This window comes from Leekyejoonella antrihumi, from assembly GCF_007845645.1.
Classification (GTDB): domain Bacteria; phylum Actinomycetota; class Actinomycetes; order Actinomycetales; family Dermatophilaceae; genus Leekyejoonella; species Leekyejoonella antrihumi.
In genome coordinates this window covers 64,950-80,282 of sequence record NZ_VCQV01000010.1, presented here as the reverse complement: position 1 = coordinate 80,282, position 15,333 = coordinate 64,950, and the positions used below count along the sequence as shown (strand labels likewise).

The following is a 15,333-nucleotide window of genomic DNA, read 5'->3' as shown; positions in this document are numbered from 1 at the left end:
TCACGGACCCGTGCTCAAGACGCTTCGCCGCCACGATGCGGAGCGGCATTTTGTGCCGCGGCGCCGGGCGACCAGAGCGGCCGCGATGAGCAGACCCCACAGCAGAAACCAGGGGTCCCACAGGTAGGCGTGCCACGCCAACGCGCGGTAATCGGCCGTGCGGGATACCCGCACGATGCCTGCCTGGATCAACAGGCCGACCGTGGTCAGAACGCCGCCGTAGATGACCAGGACTCCCGCCTCGAACCCGGCCAGCAGCCACACCGTGCGTCTCCGGGGCCGGTCGACCGGTCGACACACAGCCAGGATCGGCAAGAGCGCGGCGATCGCCTTGACGGCTGCGGCCAGCAGAACGGCAACCGCGAGGGTGGCGTCGTTCCCGTTGGCCCGTGTCGCCAGTGAGTCGCCGACCGTTGACAGGAGCCAGGGTCCGCCGACGGCCCAGTAGAAGCTCAGCGCAGCGTAGACGCTCCCCACGACAAAGGACGCCTTCGCCAACCTGGACCCGGAGGGTGGCGCCGTCACTTGGCCGACCCTGCCGCGAGAGGTGCCGTCGGCTCTGCGGGTGTGATCCGGGCGGCGCGAACGGCGAGTGAAGCAGTGCGCGCCACCACCATGATGATGGCCATGAAGATCAGGCCGTCGGTCACCGCGGCGATGCTCACGTCATGAGCGATCGCCCAGTTCACCAGCGGCAGCGTGAACCAGTGGGCGGCACCGTAGGAGAACGCTGTCCGCGCGCCAATGATCAGAACCCACACCGCGGCATACCCTGACCCGGCGCGGCTGACCGGGGCGCCGGTGATCGGGTGTCGGTAGACGTGCATCAAGGCGCCGACCACGACACCCGCGAGTAGTCCGGCTGCTGCGCCGGCGAGCTCGACGGTCAGGCCGGTACCGTGGCCGACGGGTTGTTTGACGAACAGCGGGATGATCACTGCGGCGGCGATCAGCGGCCGAAGTATCCTCATCCGTCCGATCTTGCGGTCGGGGCCCAGGTCACTGGCCAGCACGGTGATCAAAACGACCCCGTTGACGATCAGCGCTTTGGTGAGTTCGGACGTCATGGCATTCTCCTGGTCGTGATGGCGTTGCCATGTCCCACGATCGTGCGGAGTCCACGCGAGCGGATCGCCGCACGGACCGAAACGAGGGTGGGCGTTGCGGTGACCGGGTAGTACCGCGAGGTATGAGCGGAGTTCCCCCTGTGGTCCGATACGTGGGTCTGCGCCCGGGGCGATAATGGGCTCATGCTGGGCAGGGTCAACTGGCTGGCCCGCACCGCCGGGTTTGCCTGGATCGGTGTGGTGGCCTTCGCGATGTTCCCGCCGCGCGGCGGCTATGCCGTGCCCGCTCGGGCGGGCGGCTACGCCGTGCTCGGCCTCAGCCTGCTGGCCTGGGCGGTCCTGGATGCCCGCACGGCCCGCGACCTCGACTCCCCAGGGATGCTTGCGGTGGTGCTTGCGGTCATGGCCGTAGGTGCCGGACTGGGTTCGGGCGCGGGTCCGGGTCCGGGCGGCCTGCCGATGGTCGCGTTCTCCTTCGTCGCCGCGATGATCGCCGGCAGTGAGCTCGGCGGGGCCGGCGCCCTGGCCGTGACCGTTGCGGGCATCGCGGCGACCGTGGGCAGCGGATTGCTCTCCGGCGCGGGGAACCCGGCGTTGCTCGGCCTGCCCCCGCTCGTGCTCGCCGGCCTGCTGATCGGCCGCAACCGCGGTGCCTACCGGGTGCAGGCTCAGCAGGCCGATGCCATGCTCGCCCAACGCGAACAGCTCGGCGCCGCGCAACGGCGGGCCGACCAGTTCGACGAGCGAACCCGCATCGCCCGCGAGATCCACGACGTCCTCGCGCACTCGCTGGGCGCCCTCAGCATCCAGATCCAGGCCGCCCGTGCGGTCCTCACCGACAGTGCCGACATCGCCAAGGCAGGCGAGTTGCTGGCCGGCGCACAACAGCTGGCCGCCGAGGGGCTGACCGAGACCGGCCGGGCCGTCCACGCACTGCGCAGCGATCCACGACCAACCGTCGAGCGGCTCGCCCAGATCTGCCAGAACTACGCGCATCGCTATCAGGTTCAGGTCAAGTTCGACACCGTTGGAGAGCCGACACAATTACCGCCCGACGCCGCGCTCGCCCTGGTCCGTGTCACCCAAGAAGGACTCGTCAATGCCGCCAAGCACGCCGCCGGCCAGCGGGTCGGCGTTCGCCTCGACTACGGCGACGGCCAGATCCGACTCACCGTGCAAAACCCCGTGCCTGACGTCCCGGCCGGTCAAGCCGGGTTCGGCACCGTCAACGGTCACTACGGCCTGGCCGGTATGCGGGAACGATTGGGGCTGCTCGGCGGCACACTGTGGGCCGGGCAACGCGACGGTGCCTGGATCGTCACCGCCGAGCTGCCCCGCGCTGAGACGATGACGCCATGACCGAAGCCGTCCGAGCACTACGCATCGTCATCGCCGACGATCAGGCCAGCGTTCGAGAAGGGCTGGTGCTGCTACTCGGAGGTCTACCCGACATCGACGTGGTCGGCTCGGCCGCCGACGGGGAACAGGCACTGGCCCTGGTTGCGGAGCACCAACCCGACGCGGTCCTGCTCGACTTGCACATGCCCGTCCTGGACGGCATCGAAACGACCCGCCGCTTGACCGATCAGCACCCCGCGGTGGCGGTCATCGTCCTCACCACCTACGCCGACGAGGCCTCGGTGCGCGACGCACTGGACGCGGGCGCCCGCAGCTACCTCACCAAGGACGCCGACCGCGCCGACATCTCCCGGGCTCTCCATGCCGCTGCCGGCGGGCTGACCGTGCTCGATCACCGGGTCAAGGCAGCACTCCTCGCCCCCGCGCTCCTGCGCCCGGACGTGACCCCGCCAGACGAGCTCACCGACCGCGAGGCAGAGGTCCTCGCACTGATCGCCCACGGCCTGACCAACCCGGAGATCGCCGCGCGGCTGTACCTGAGCAGTCACACCATCAAGACCCACATCAACCGGATCTTCACCAAGACGGGCTCACGGGATCGGGCCGCCGCCATCGGCTATGCCCATCGCCACCACATCACCTGATCGCCAAGAAGCACATCACTGTGGAAGAACCTGTCGCCACTCGCCTAATGACGTTAGGCTAGTTGAACAACGTTCAAATACGCCAGCAAGGTGGTGGGTGGTGCTCGGCAAGCAGGTACGGCATCGGCGGGCACGCGAGGAGATCCTCGAGGCGTGCTGGGATCTCGCCCGGCACAAGGGGCTCGCGGGATTCTCGTTGCGCGAGGTTGCGCAGGCCGTCGGGGTCCAGGCGCCCAGCCTCTACTCCTACTTCCTGTCAAAGAACGCGATGTATGACGCGATGTTCGCGGACGGCAACCGCGCTTTCGTCGAGCGGATGCGGCAGGTGCCCACGCCGGGGTCGGCGCGGGAGGTCCTGCTGGCGGCCGCCACAGCGTTCGTCGGGTTCTGCGTGGAGGATCCGGCACGACATCAGCTCCTCTTCCAGCGGACGGTGCCCGGCTTCGAGCCGTCCGACGAGTCCTACGCGATCGCAGTCGAGGCCATCACTCTGATGCGAGAGTCATTCGCGCCGTTGGGTATCACCGACCCCGCTGACCTCGATATCTGGACCGCGCTGCTCTGCGGTCTGGCTGCGCAGCAGCTGGCGAACGATCCAGGAGGAGACCGCTGGACCGATCTGGTCCCCGCGGCCGTCGACATGTATGTCCACGCCGTCTGCAAGGAGACGCCATGAAGTATGCACACTGGATGACCCTGGCCGCCGACGAGTACGCCCTGATCCTCGAGCTGCTCGGCGAACTCGATCAGAACGACTGGTCCAGGCCGACAGGCTGCGCGCCCTGGACGGTGCGCGACGTCGTTGCGCACCTGGCGGGTGCGGCCGAGGCAACCGCATCCGTCCGGGAGCAGATGCGCCAGCAGCGCGCGGGCAAGCTCGCGCAAGCCGGTCGTGACCGCATGACCGCCGTGAACGAGCTGCAGATCCGTGAACGCCTCGACCTCACGCCGACGCAGCTGAGCTCTGCTCTGGCGGATGCCGCCCGTCGTGGCGTCGCCGCGAGGGCCAAGATCCCGGCACCGGTGCGAGCGCCGAAGTTCCGCTTCCCTGCTCCCCTGGGCTGGGCGTCTCTTGGTCACTTGAATGGAGCGATCTACACGCGCGATGCGTGGATGCACCGCATCGACCTGTGTGAGGCCACGGGTCATAAGCCCGTGCTGACCGCCGATCATGACGGTGCAATCGTCGCTGACGTCGTCAGTGAGTGGAATCTGACGCGCCGTAATTCGCTCGATCTCACCGGACCCGCTGGTGGCCGATTCGGCGCCGAGGCGCCGCCCGCTTCCTACGATGCGGTCGACTTCTGCCGGGCACTGGCCGGCCGAGGGAACATCGATGGTGTCGAGCCGGCTCTGGCCCTCTTCTGATCCAGGGAATTGAGTCGGCAAGTGATGTGGGCCGGTGTAGCACGGTCACCTAGGTCTTCACCGCAGACCGTTCCACGCTCGGGACGCGGTGAAGGCTCCTCGGCCGGTTGTTCGCGCGTAACGTGCTCCATCGGCCACTTCCGCACCCCGCAGGTGGGTGGCGACGCCGGGACTTTTCCGTTCAGTTGTATCAAGTGCCGAGGCTGCGCGGCACTAGTGTGAGGGCATGGCCTCAACGACGCTGCCGGTGTCCCTGGATGATGTGCGCGCTGCGCAGACCCTGCTCGGGGGCGTGGTGCGCGCGACGCCGCTGGAGCTCAGCCGGGCGGTGTCCAATCGCGTTGGGGAAGAGGTCTTTCTGAAGTGCGAGAACCTTCAGCGGGCCGGGTCGTTCAAGATCCGTGGCGCCTACAACCGGATGTCGCACCTCACCGACGAGGGGAAGGCTCGCGGCGTCGTGGCGGCCAGCGCGGGCAACCACGCTCAGGGAGTCGCACTCGCGGCGCAGCTGCTGGGGATCAGCTCGACGGTCTTCATGCCTGTCGGCGCACCGATCCCCAAGCTGCTCGCGACCCGAGGCTATGGTGCGACGGTCCAGCTGACCGGAGAGACAATCGACGACTGTCTCGTGCGCGCAAAGGAGTTCGAGGCCGAGACAGGCGCGGTGCTGATCCATCCCTTCGACCATCCGGCCATCGTGGCGGGGGCAGGCACCTGCGGTTTGGAGATCCTGGAGCAGTGCCCGGACGTCAAGACGATCCTTGTCAGCACCGGCGGCGGCGGGTTGCTGTCCGGCATCAGCGTCGCGGTCAAGGCGCTGCGCCCCGAGGTCCAGATCATCGGAGTGCAAGCGCAGCAGGCGGCTGCCTACCCGCCGTCGCTCGCGGCCGGCCACCCCGTGCCTGTCGGCAAGATGTCCACGATGGCCGATGGCATTGCCGTTGGCTGTCCCGGCGAGGTGCCCTACGAGATCATTGCGGCGCTCGTCGACCACATCGAGACCGTCTCCGAGGAGAGCCTCAGCCAGGCGCTGCTCTTCCTGCTGGAGCGTGCCAAGCTGGTGGTCGAACCGGCCGGAGCGGCAGCGGTTGCGCACCTGCTCGACTCGGGCATGGGCGCGTATCCGGGGCCCGTGGTCGCCGTCCTGTCCGGCGGCAACATCGACCCCCTGCTGCTGCTGCGGATCATCCGCCACGGACTCTCCGCGGCCGGCCGCTACCTGCAGTTCCGGGTGCGGGTGCCGGACCGACCGGGATCGCTGGCCCGACTGCTGGCGGACCTGGCCGCAGAGGATGCCAACATCCTCAACGTCGAACACGCCCGCACCGGAAGCGCATTGCGGGTGGACGAGGTCGAGATCGGCGTACAGGTGGAGACCAAGAGTGCCGACCACCGCGAAGACGTGCTCCACGCGCTACGCGCCAAGGACTACCACCTGCTCTTCGACTGACGGGTCGGCGTGCCTGGTGCCTTCCGGCTAATCGGTCTCGGTGGAGATGACGTCGATTATGGTGATCCCGGTGGCCGGTGCGTCAGACATCTCCGGGAAAAGTGCAGGTGCGTCCGCAAGCCGAACGCGCCGGGTCACCAAACGTTGCGGCTGCAGGCGACCGGCTGCGACGGCTGCCAGCATCGCCGGGTAGTCATGGGCCGCCATGCCGTGGCTCCCGACGATCTCCAGCTCGTGAGCGACGACGAGATCCATCGGCAGCGGCGGCACGCCCAGCGCGGAAGGCAGCAGCCCCACCTGCACATGTCTGCCCTGCCGGGTCAAGGAGTGCACCGACGCCGATGACGTGGTCAGGCTGCCGAGCGCATCGATGGACAGCGCCACCCCACCACCGGTGAGCTCCTTGACCGCCGCCCCCACCTGCACCGGGTCCTGCCCGAAGGAGACGACGTTCAGGCACAGGTCTGCGCCCAGCTCGAACGCGAGTCCGAGTGCCTTGTCGGCGATGTCGAGCGCGACGATCCGGGCGCCGGCAGCAGCGGCGATCATCACGGCGGACAGCCCTACCCCTCCGCAGCCATGGATCGCCACCCACCCGCCAGGTCGCACCCCACCCTGCAGCACGACGGCGCGGTATGCCGTGGCGAAGCGGCAGCCGAGTGCGGCTGCGGCGTCGAACGGCAGGTCCTCGGGCAGCGCCACCAGGTTGACGTCGGCATGGTGCACGACCAGCCTCTCGGCGAACGCACCCTCGTGAGTGAACCCGGGCTGAGTCTGCTGCGCGCAGACCTGCTGCCGGCCTGCCGCACAGAGCTCGCAACGACCGCAGCCGCAGACGAACGGTGCCGTCACCCGTTCTCCCCCGGACCACCGGTGCACCTGGTCTCCCACTGCGCGCACGGTCCCCGCCCACTCATGGCCGGGGATCTGAGGCAACGTGATGTCCGGATCATGACCCACCCAGCCGTGCCAGTCACTGCGACACATCCCGGCGGCGGCAACCTCGATGAGTGCCCCGTGCGGCGGCAGCGTGGGCTCGGGTACCTCGGTCAGTTCCAGTGGACCGGAAAAGGATTGGTACTGCACAGCCCTCATCATGGGTCTGCCTTCCAGGTTTATGACGCGCCGAACTGGCGACGCAGGGGTCCCTTGAGCACTTTTCCGCTGGCGTTGCGGGGCAGCTCATCGATCGTCTCGAGCGCAGTGGGCAGCTTGTAGCGTGCGAGGCGTTCTCCGGCCCAGCTGCGCAGCTCCTCCAGCCGCAGCGTCGCGCCGGGGCGAAGGACGGCAACTGCCACCGGGGTCTCGCCCCACTTCTCGTCCGCGCGACCGATGACCTGCACCTCGACGATGTCCGGATGGTCTGCCAGGACGTTCTCGACCTCGAGACAGTAGATGTTCTCCCCGCCCGAGATGATCAGGTCCTTGCTGCGGTCCACGACGTAGACGAATCCTTCGTCGTCGACGCGGACGAGGTCACCCGAATGGAACCAGCCACCTGCCATTGCCGCGGCCGTCGCGTCCGGCTTGCCCCAGTAGCCGAGCATCTGGGTCGGGCCACGGTAGATGATCTCCCCCACCTCCCCAGGTGCCACATCTCGACCGCCTGGGCCGACCACCCGGGTGGCCAGGCTCGGGATCGGTCGACCGACCGAGCCCAGCTTGCGCAGCGAGTCCTCCTGCTGCAGCACACACGTGATCGGACTCATCTCGGTCTGCCCGAAGACGGCTACGCTCTGCGCGTCCGGGAAGACCTTCGCCATCTCTCGTAGGAGGTGCTCCGTCGCGGGAGCGGCGCCCCAGCTGAGCACGCGCAGTCGAAGGTCACGTGGTGCGGCCGACTGCGCCGCGCACAGAGCCTGCCACTGGGCCGGGACCATGAACGTTCCGGTGACGGCTTCATCCGCCATCAGGTCCAATGTGGCGTCGGCGTCGAACAGGCCGGTGGGTTGCAGCACCACAGTGGTTCCGAGGAGCATTGTGCCGGTGAAAACGCCGATCCCGCCGATGTGAAACAGGGGCGTTGCCACCAGGGTGATGTCGTCGAGGTGGCTGGTCCAGGCCTGCGTGCAGGTGTCTCCGTTGCAGTGGAAGTTCAGGTGGCTGAGCACGGCGCCCTTGGGGCGTCCCGTCGTGCCGGAGGTGTACATGATGAAGGCGGCAGCGTTCTCGTCGACGTCGACTACCGGATGCTCATCGTGATCTGCGACGAAGCTCTCGTAGGAATCGAGGGAGTCGGCAGCACCTCCGGTCACGATCACGCGAGGTCGAGTCGTCGTCGCGTCGAGGGCAGCGCGCACTCCCCCGGCGAGCGACTCGTCCACGACCACGACTGCCGGCTCGGAGTCATCGATCACGTAGGTGAGCTCGGCCGCCACGAGCCGAAAGTTCACCGGGACGACGATCGCGCCAAGGCGATGCGCCCCGATCGTCGCGTAGAGGAACTCCGGGCGGTTCATCATGACGAGCATGACCCGGTCGCCACGGCCTACCCCGGAGGCGTGCAGCGCCGCGGCGAACCGCGAGGCTGCATCGGCAAACTCGCGCCAGGTGATAGTGCTTCCCAGCCATCGCAGGGCGGCACCGGCTGAGTCCTGGAAAGCGTGTCGGTCGAGCAGGTTCGGCCAGTGCAGGCGCCGCAGGGCACGAGTGCTGTCGTCGAGATCCGGCACATCTGTGCGAGTGGACATCGGTCATCCTTCTGCTCGACGGACCATCTCGACACATCGTGGCACAGCTCCACAACGACGGGCAGCAGGCGGGTCAGGCCTTCGTCAGGTTCAGCTCGGTGGGTAGGCCGTCGGCGCACTGGACGGTGACCGACGTGGTGCCGTGGCCGGCCCGGGTGGTGACACCCTGGGTGGCACAGGTCCACCCGCCCTCCAGCTCCACGGTGATTGTGCTGCCCTGACCGGGCGAGTCTCGCCATGGCACGTCGTACGGTGAGGCGGTGGGTGCGGACTTGTCCGGGCCGGTGTAGAACCGCAGGTCCGGGTCGGTGACCGACAGGGCCAGCCCGTTCGAGGTCGGCTGCACGAGCACGACCGAGGGAGTGTCGACCGCCCGCACCAGCCCATCAGTCAGCCGGTGCGATCGCTCGAAGACCGCGCACCCGGTGATCCCGGTGGCCCGGTCACTGACCACGTGGGCGGTGGTGTCGTGCCGCAGCACCGTATACGGGGCCGTGGACGGATCCTGCATGTCCGCCGCGAACGTCGTCATCGTCTCCGCCGTCGCCCCGACCACCAGCGCGTACTCGTAGGAGCCTCCGCGCGGTTTGGTCCCGTGATCCAGCACCGCGGTCGCGTACGGCTGCGAGGCCGTGGTGGTGTTGCCCTGGTCCGGGGCGGTCTGCACCGCGCGAGAGACCACCAGCTGCTGACCCTTGGGCACGTAGTACCCATTGCTCTGCGGGTCGATCAGCCAGACCGCGCTGCGGGTCTTGCTCGCGTTGCTGTACGGCAGGGTAGTGATCGACCCGTTGCGCGAGTCCACCGTCGGCACACTGGTGTCGGCCAGGTAGCACTGGAACAGTGTGGTCTCGGTGTGATTCGACCGGTCGTTGTTCACGATGCCCTCGCCCAGGAGGATGACCCGGTTGTCGAAGAGGAACACCGACTTGCGGGCGTAGAACGACCCGTTGTACTCCGCGTTCTCGTGCAACGACATCAAGAACGCGCCGTTCTGCCCACCGATCGACCCCGCACCGCCGAGGCGCTGATCGGTCAGCAGCATCTCCTGTCCCGTCGCAGACAGGTTGGCGATCAGCTGGTCGTAAGGCAGGTGGATCGTCGTGGTGCCCGGGTACCGGTTCCAGTCCCACCCGGGCTGGTTGAATCCCGAGCCCAGGTTGCTTACCGGGTCTCCCCCGGCCATCACCTGCACGTGACCATAGGTCACGTATCGCCCGAAGTCGTTGCTGCCCGCGTAGATCTCGGTCGACCACAGGTAGCGGTTGTGCCCACGCACCGAGACCAGCCAGTTGTCCCGCCGATGCGAGACCAGCGCCGAGTGGTTCATCACCTGAGAACCGGTCGGAGATGCCTCAGCGATCACCCCCTGCGCTGCCAGCGCCTTGGCCAGGTTCCGCTGCGCTGAGTATTCCTTGAATGCTGGCATCAGCCGCAGGAACGCCGCACCCATCACCGGGTCCAGCGCCTTCGTGCCGTCCGGACTGCCCAGCTGAGTCATCGTCTGGTACGGGTTGAGGGCCAGGCCAGTCACACCCGTGGGGTGCCGACCGGTCAGGGCGAGTGGCCAATTGACCTCATTGGCGTAGAACCGCATCGCCAGCAGGGCATCCCTCCACCGCTGATGCGTCTCCTGGGAGACCGCGAAGCTCGTCCCCGACAGCACCAGCAGCGCCGGCGACCCGCCAGAGAAACCGTCGACGGAATAGTCCGGGTAATGACCCATGTGGTGGAAGGTCGCCAGATCCGGCTTGAACCCGCCCTCGGTACCGGCCGAGAACTTCGTCCCGTTATTGATCCACTGCGTCACCAGTGCCACCCTGGCAACCTTCTCCGCGTCGCTGTCGCACAGCAGCGCACTGCCCAGCATCCCGACCAGCGTCGTGTTGAAGATGTCCATGATGCCGTTGTAGAACCGTTTCACATCCCTTGTCGACTCGCGCGTTCGGCCGATGCCCACCATCCAGGCGAGCGTCGCACGCACGTCGTCGAGTCGGCCCTGGGCCGCCAGGAAACTGCGCATCAGCCACGTTGACTTGTAGAACCCCCGTGCTTGGTAGCCCAGGTGGTGGATCGTGCCTTGAGCGCTGCCGTCGGTCCATCCCTGGTCATACAAGAAGTCGAGCAGCCGCAGGTACAGGCCGCCGAGCTGACCCTGCAGGGTTGTGTCAGTGGTCGAGGCGTAGGCCTCGGCAACGGTGAACATCTCGTCGGTATAGGTCTTCAACGCAGTGGTTGGCGCGAGCTGTGCCAGGTCGGCCGCTATCGCCGGCGGGTCGATGGAGTTCTGGTAGCCCACGAGCGGTGTGCCGCTACCCAGAACTCCGGCCGCAGGTACCCCCATCCTGTCGATGGCCGCCGCGATCGCGACCACCGACGCAGTGGTCACCGTCACCTTGCCGCCCACGGCTCTGGTGTATGCCTGCTCGATCGTGGCCAGGTCGGCCAGCTGGGCCGCGGTCGGAGTCGGTATCGCCAACGGCCTGGCATCCTGCTGCGAGAACCACAGCAGGTCCAGCCAGTGCTCGTTGTCTCCGGTGGAGACTTCGGGATCGACGAACGGTACCTGCCGGTCCGGCGTCGGCAGGCTCGACTGCAGCGGCTGGTTGACGATGAGGTAGTCCAGGTACATCGTGCCGGCCGAGGGCGGGGCGATGAAGCGCAACGTGTCCAGGTCTGCGCGCAGCTTTCCCTTCATGTCCTCATACCTGATCCATGCCGTGCGCCATCCGGTGAAGTCCAGACCCATGTCGCACCAGACGTCGGTGTGTGAACCGCGTCCCGCCTCGATGCGCATCGTGCTCGATGATCCCTCGGACTGGTAGATCCAGAACCCCAGAGTGGACGAGTCCCCGCCGGAGGGACCGGCGGCCAGCAGAGGCGCGCTGACCTCAAGGACGGATCGTGCCGTGTAGTCCCATTGCAGGCTCGAGCTGCCGGTGTGGGCCACGGTGCTGCTGATACTCATCGTCGCACCGTGCGAGGTGCTGAACTGCCTGGGCACCGCAGTCTCCAGCAGGAACACCGGAGGTTTGAGGGCCAGGGCCCGGGCCTCCAGCTCGGGCATGGTCGACGAGGTCGGCGCCGCGCCCGTCAGCGGGCTCGCGGGGGGCGCCGCACTCGCACGTGGTAGCAGAGCAACGGTCGCCGCACCTGCAGCGGCTACCGTCAGGAGAGTGCGACGACTGAAGTCGTGGGACGCGAGTGGCATTGAGTCTTCTTCCTGAGGAGCGACCGGGATTGGAAGTAAACCGCTGTGCTGCAGAACCATTCAATGACGAATCGGCGACACCCAATAGAATTGGGTAAACGCTTACCAACTCCTCACAAAAGTGGGACCGTCGTTGCATGCCGTTTCGGGTCCGTGACTCGTATTCGGATCCACGGCCAGGTGATGAGCGCCCATACGGCTGCGACAAGTGCGACCTCCACGAGCACATACCACGGCCATGGGCCGAGTAGGTCCAGCACAGAGTGGGTCGCCGGCTTGCCGTTGAGGTAGCCATAGTTGCTGCCGAAGGGGGTGTTGAGACTCATCATCACGGCCGCCCATACCGCCGTCACCGCGACCACGAAGCGGTAGTCCCGCCAGGACGGGCCGATCCGCGCTCCGACGAGGTAGACCGCCGCCCAGACCGGCAGGAGGTGCCGCAGCCAGAACCCGAAGAACTGTGGATCGAGCAAGACGTGGTCGAGGTCCGGTGTGAGCACTCCCTGCAGGGACAAGGTCAGCCCCCAGTAGTAGTGGAGTGCCGACCGGCGTGCTCCACGCGTCAACAGGGCGATTCCGGCGATCAACCACGCGACGTCACAGATCTGCAGCGGGAGCGATGTGCGCGGGTGCTGCACACCGATGATCAGATCGACCAGCTCGATCGGCGCACAGGTCACGATGATCAAGGTCCCGGCAACCCGGTTCACCATCGACGAGTGCCAGGACGAGTGCGAAGCCGGTCGCCAAGGACGAAGACCAGAATGCATCCGGTCGCGAAGATCCCCAGCACCAGGAGGTGCTGTGGCCCGAACACCACGAGTCGGTGGGCCACCATCGGAGGCATGCCGTCATTGTTCCACCGGCAGCGGTAGCCCTGATCGGGCTAAACTCGGCCCGTCCACTGCCGTGCAACCGCAGGCCATCACCGACCTGCGCTGCTGCACGATCCAATCCCCGGGAGATGAGCCGATGAGTCCGTTCGATGTCGTCGAGGCCACCATCAGCGAGCTGCGCGACGCCCTCGAATCGGGTCGGGTCACCAGTGCGCAGCTGGTCGACGCCTATCACGCACGGATGGACGCCTACGACCGCTCCGGTCCCCGGCTCAATGCCATGGTGGTCATGAACGAACATGCCCGCGAGGAGGCGCTGACCAGCGACGAGCGCCGCGCGCGCGGCGAAGTGCTCGGCCCGCTTGATGGCATTCCGTATACGGCCAAGGACAGTTATCTCGCCCGTGGCCTGACCGCGGCCGCCGGCTCGCACGCGTTCGAGCACCTGGTGGCTCAACGGGACGCGTTCGCGATCGAGCGATTGCGGGCCGGTGGGGCGATCCTGCTCGGGCTGACGAACATGCCCCCGATGGCCAACGGCGGGATGCAGCGCGGGGTGTACGGACGCGCGGAGAGCCCCTACAACGAGCACTACCTGACGTCGGCGTTCGGCTCGGGGTCGTCCAACGGCTCCGGCACGGCGACCGCGGCGAGCTTCGCTGCGTTCGGGCTGGGTGAGGAGACCTGGTCCAGCGGCCGCGCCCCGGCGTCGAACAACGGACTGTGCGCCTACACACCGTCCCGCGGAGTGATCTCGACGCGCGGCAACTGGCCCCTCGTCCCCACGATGGACGTCGTGGTGCCGCACACGCGCACGATGGCCGACATGCTCGAGCTCTTGGAGGTGCTCGTCGTCGCCGACTCGGACACCCGCGGAGACTTCTGGCGCGCGCAGCCGTGGATCACGCTGCCCGATGTCACCACTGTGCGCCCGGACTCGTTCCAGGAGCTGGCAGCGACCGGTGTCGACGCGAGCCGGGCTGCGCTGGCCGGTAAGAGGTTCGGCGTGCCGCGGATGTATGTCAACGCTGACCCGCAGGCCGGCACCGGCGAGCACCCGGGCATCGGTGGAGCGACCGGTCAGCGGGTCGACACCCGCGCGTCGGTGGTGGCCCTCTGGGAGGCGGCCCGGAAGGATCTTGAGGCGGCAGGCGCCACGGTTGTCGAGGTCGACTTCCCGGCGGTGACCAACTATGAGGGCGACCGGCCAGGTGCACCGACGATCTTCACCCGGGGGCTGGTGAGCAAGGCGTATCTCGACCGGGAGATCCTCGACCTGTCGGCCTGGTCGTGGGACGACTTCCTGCGGATGAACGACGACCCCCAGCTGAACCGGCTCGCGGACGTCGACGGTTCCCGCGTCTGGGTGAACGCGCCGGGCGCGCTGCCGGACCGCACGGATGGGTTCGACGACGACATCAACACCTACCCCGAACACGTGCGGGCCCACCCCCTGTCGTCGTTCACCGACATCCCGCACCTGGAGGAGGGACTGCGCGGGTTGGAGGAGACGCGGCGGGTCGACCTGGAGGAGTGGATGGACGGGCTGGGACTGGACGCGGTCGTGTTTCCGGCGCTGGCCGATGTGGGACCGGCCGACATGGACGTGAACCCGGCCTCGGCCGAGCTCGGCTGGCGCAATGGTGTGTGGGTGGCCAACGGCAACCTGGTGCCGCGGCATCTCGGCATCCCGACGGTCACCGTGCCCATGGGCACCATGGCGGACACCCGAATGCCGGTGGGGCTCACCTTCGCCGGCCGCGCGTATGCGGATGCCGGGCTGCTCCGCCTCGCCGCCGCCTTCGAGGCGAGCGGGTCGCGTCGCACCGAACCACCGCGAACCCCGCGCCTGGACTGACCGCCGACCTCAGCCTGCCCAGGACAATGGGTCAGTGCGCAACGTACACCGTGTTGGTCGACTCACCGCCGGTGAGGAAGTTCGCGAAGGTGACGATCTGGGTCTCCGAGTGCTCGAAGACCTGCGTCAGTAGGGCGTTGAAGTCGTCGTCCGGTGGGTCATCGGACCAGAGGGCGAAGACGCCACCTGGGCGCAGATGCCCCTTCAGCCGGCGAAGACCGTCGACGCTGTAGAACGTGGCGTGGCTGGGGTGCAGCACGTGCCGCGGCGTGTGGTCGATGTCGAGCAGGACGGCGTCGAAGCGGCGGCCCGGCGAGTCCGGGTCGAAGCCGCCGTCGGAGGCGGCCACCGCGAAGAAGTCATCGAGCACGAGCCGGGTGCGCGGGTCCTGCACGAGCTCGGCGGCACCGGGCAGCAGCTCCCGCTCGTGCCAGTCGATCACCTCGGCCATCGCGTCGACGACGACCATCGAACGCACCCGGGGATCTTCGAGCGCGGCCCGGGCCGTGTAGCCGAGTCCCAGGCCGCCGACCACGACGTCCAGCTCCGTGCCGGGTGCCTGGGCGAGGCCGAGTCGGGCCAGCTCGATCTCGGCGACGGTGAACAGGCTCGACATCAGGAACTCATCATCGAGCTTCACCTCATAGACGTCGACCTTGAGCGTCGGCTCCAACCGTCGGCGCAGACTGATCGTGCCGCGTGGGGTCTGACTCCAGGCAAGCTCCTCGAACCGTGCGCTCACCAGGTCGACTCCTTCAACACCGTCATTGGGCGGCCGGGTAGGCACCGCTCGTCCAACGTAGCCGCCGCATTCAAAACTCGGAACCGCTGGTCGCACGGTGGCGAAACA

14 protein-coding genes are annotated in these 15,333 nt (G+C 67.6%); 6 read left to right on the top strand and 8 right to left on the bottom strand.

Annotated features, from left to right (window positions below; genetic code table 11):
• Both FGL98_RS09310 and FGL98_RS09305 read right to left on the bottom strand, forming a co-directional pair.
• On the bottom strand, window positions 1-525 hold the full coding sequence (locus tag FGL98_RS09310) for a DUF3995 domain-containing protein (RefSeq protein ID WP_146316486.1): 525 nt from the start codon (window positions 523-525) through the stop codon (window positions 1-3).
• Window positions 522-1,067 carry a hypothetical protein gene (locus FGL98_RS09305; protein WP_146316485.1) on the bottom strand — a complete coding sequence of 182 codons (546 nt, stop codon included), beginning with the start codon at window positions 1,065-1,067 and terminating at the stop codon, window positions 522-524. The genes FGL98_RS09310 and FGL98_RS09305 overlap by 4 nt, the downstream gene beginning before the upstream one ends.
• A gap of 183 nt (window positions 1,068-1,250) precedes the next feature.
• Between FGL98_RS09305 and FGL98_RS09300 the strand changes: the two genes are divergently transcribed.
• The 5 genes from FGL98_RS09300 (at window position 1,251) to ilvA (ending at window position 5,888) form a co-directional block, all read left to right on the top strand.
• Window positions 1,251-2,426, top strand: a complete 1,176-nt coding sequence (locus tag FGL98_RS09300) for a sensor histidine kinase (protein ID WP_146316484.1) — start codon at window positions 1,251-1,253, stop codon at window positions 2,424-2,426.
• Window positions 2,423-3,070 carry a response regulator transcription factor gene (locus FGL98_RS09295; protein ID WP_146316483.1) on the top strand — a complete coding sequence of 216 codons (648 nt, stop codon included), beginning with the start codon at window positions 2,423-2,425 and terminating at the stop codon, window positions 3,068-3,070. Before FGL98_RS09300 ends, FGL98_RS09295 begins: the two co-directional genes overlap by 4 nt.
• 100 nt (window positions 3,071-3,170) lie before the next feature.
• Window positions 3,171-3,746, top strand: coding sequence for a TetR/AcrR family transcriptional regulator (locus FGL98_RS09290; protein ID WP_222432086.1), 576 nt, complete (start codon window positions 3,171-3,173; stop codon window positions 3,744-3,746).
• A complete protein-coding gene (locus tag FGL98_RS09285; RefSeq protein ID WP_146316481.1) occupies window positions 3,743-4,438 on the top strand; it encodes a maleylpyruvate isomerase family mycothiol-dependent enzyme in 696 nt (231 codons plus the stop codon). Before FGL98_RS09290 ends, FGL98_RS09285 begins: the two co-directional genes overlap by 4 nt.
• 226 nt (window positions 4,439-4,664) lie before the next feature.
• Window positions 4,665-5,888, top strand: coding sequence for a threonine ammonia-lyase (gene ilvA, locus FGL98_RS09280; RefSeq protein ID WP_146316480.1), 1,224 nt, complete (start codon window positions 4,665-4,667; stop codon window positions 5,886-5,888).
• A 27-nt stretch (window positions 5,889-5,915) separates the two neighbouring features.
• Here ilvA and FGL98_RS09275 read toward each other — a convergent pair whose 3' ends face one another.
• The 5 genes from FGL98_RS09275 to FGL98_RS25360 form a co-directional block, all read right to left on the bottom strand.
• Complete coding sequence (locus FGL98_RS09275; RefSeq protein ID WP_146316540.1) at window positions 5,916-6,983, bottom strand: zinc-dependent alcohol dehydrogenase family protein; 1,068 nt, start codon at window positions 6,981-6,983, stop codon at window positions 5,916-5,918.
• Window positions 6,984-7,003: 20 nt separating this feature from the next.
• A complete protein-coding gene (locus FGL98_RS09270; protein ID WP_146316479.1) occupies window positions 7,004-8,578 on the bottom strand; it encodes a long-chain-fatty-acid--CoA ligase in 1,575 nt (524 codons plus the stop codon).
• Window positions 8,579-8,651: 73 nt separating this feature from the next.
• Window positions 8,652-11,789 carry a chondroitinase family polysaccharide lyase gene (locus FGL98_RS09265; RefSeq protein WP_186526072.1) on the bottom strand — a complete coding sequence of 1,046 codons (3,138 nt, stop codon included), beginning with the start codon at window positions 11,787-11,789 and terminating at the stop codon, window positions 8,652-8,654.
• Between the two features lie 113 nt (window positions 11,790-11,902).
• On the bottom strand, window positions 11,903-12,502 hold the full coding sequence (locus tag FGL98_RS09260) for a YwaF family protein (RefSeq protein ID WP_186526071.1): 600 nt from the start codon (window positions 12,500-12,502) through the stop codon (window positions 11,903-11,905).
• Window positions 12,496-12,636, bottom strand: coding sequence for a hypothetical protein (locus FGL98_RS25360; protein WP_186526070.1), 141 nt, complete (start codon window positions 12,634-12,636; stop codon window positions 12,496-12,498). Before FGL98_RS25360 ends, FGL98_RS09260 begins: the two co-directional genes overlap by 7 nt.
• Before the next feature lie 125 nt (window positions 12,637-12,761).
• On the opposite strand from FGL98_RS25360, the gene FGL98_RS09255 reads away from it, so the two are divergent.
• Window positions 12,762-14,483 (top strand): amidase, encoded by a 1,722-nt coding sequence (locus tag FGL98_RS09255; RefSeq protein WP_146316477.1) that lies wholly within the window; start codon window positions 12,762-12,764, stop codon window positions 14,481-14,483.
• A gap of 31 nt (window positions 14,484-14,514) precedes the next feature.
• On the opposite strand, the gene FGL98_RS09250 is transcribed toward FGL98_RS09255, so the two are convergent.
• Window positions 14,515-15,225: a polyamine aminopropyltransferase gene (locus tag FGL98_RS09250; RefSeq protein ID WP_146316476.1), complete on the bottom strand. Its 711-nt coding sequence runs from the start codon at window positions 15,223-15,225 to the stop codon at window positions 14,515-14,517.
• Window positions 15,226-15,333 lie beyond the last annotated feature (108 nt).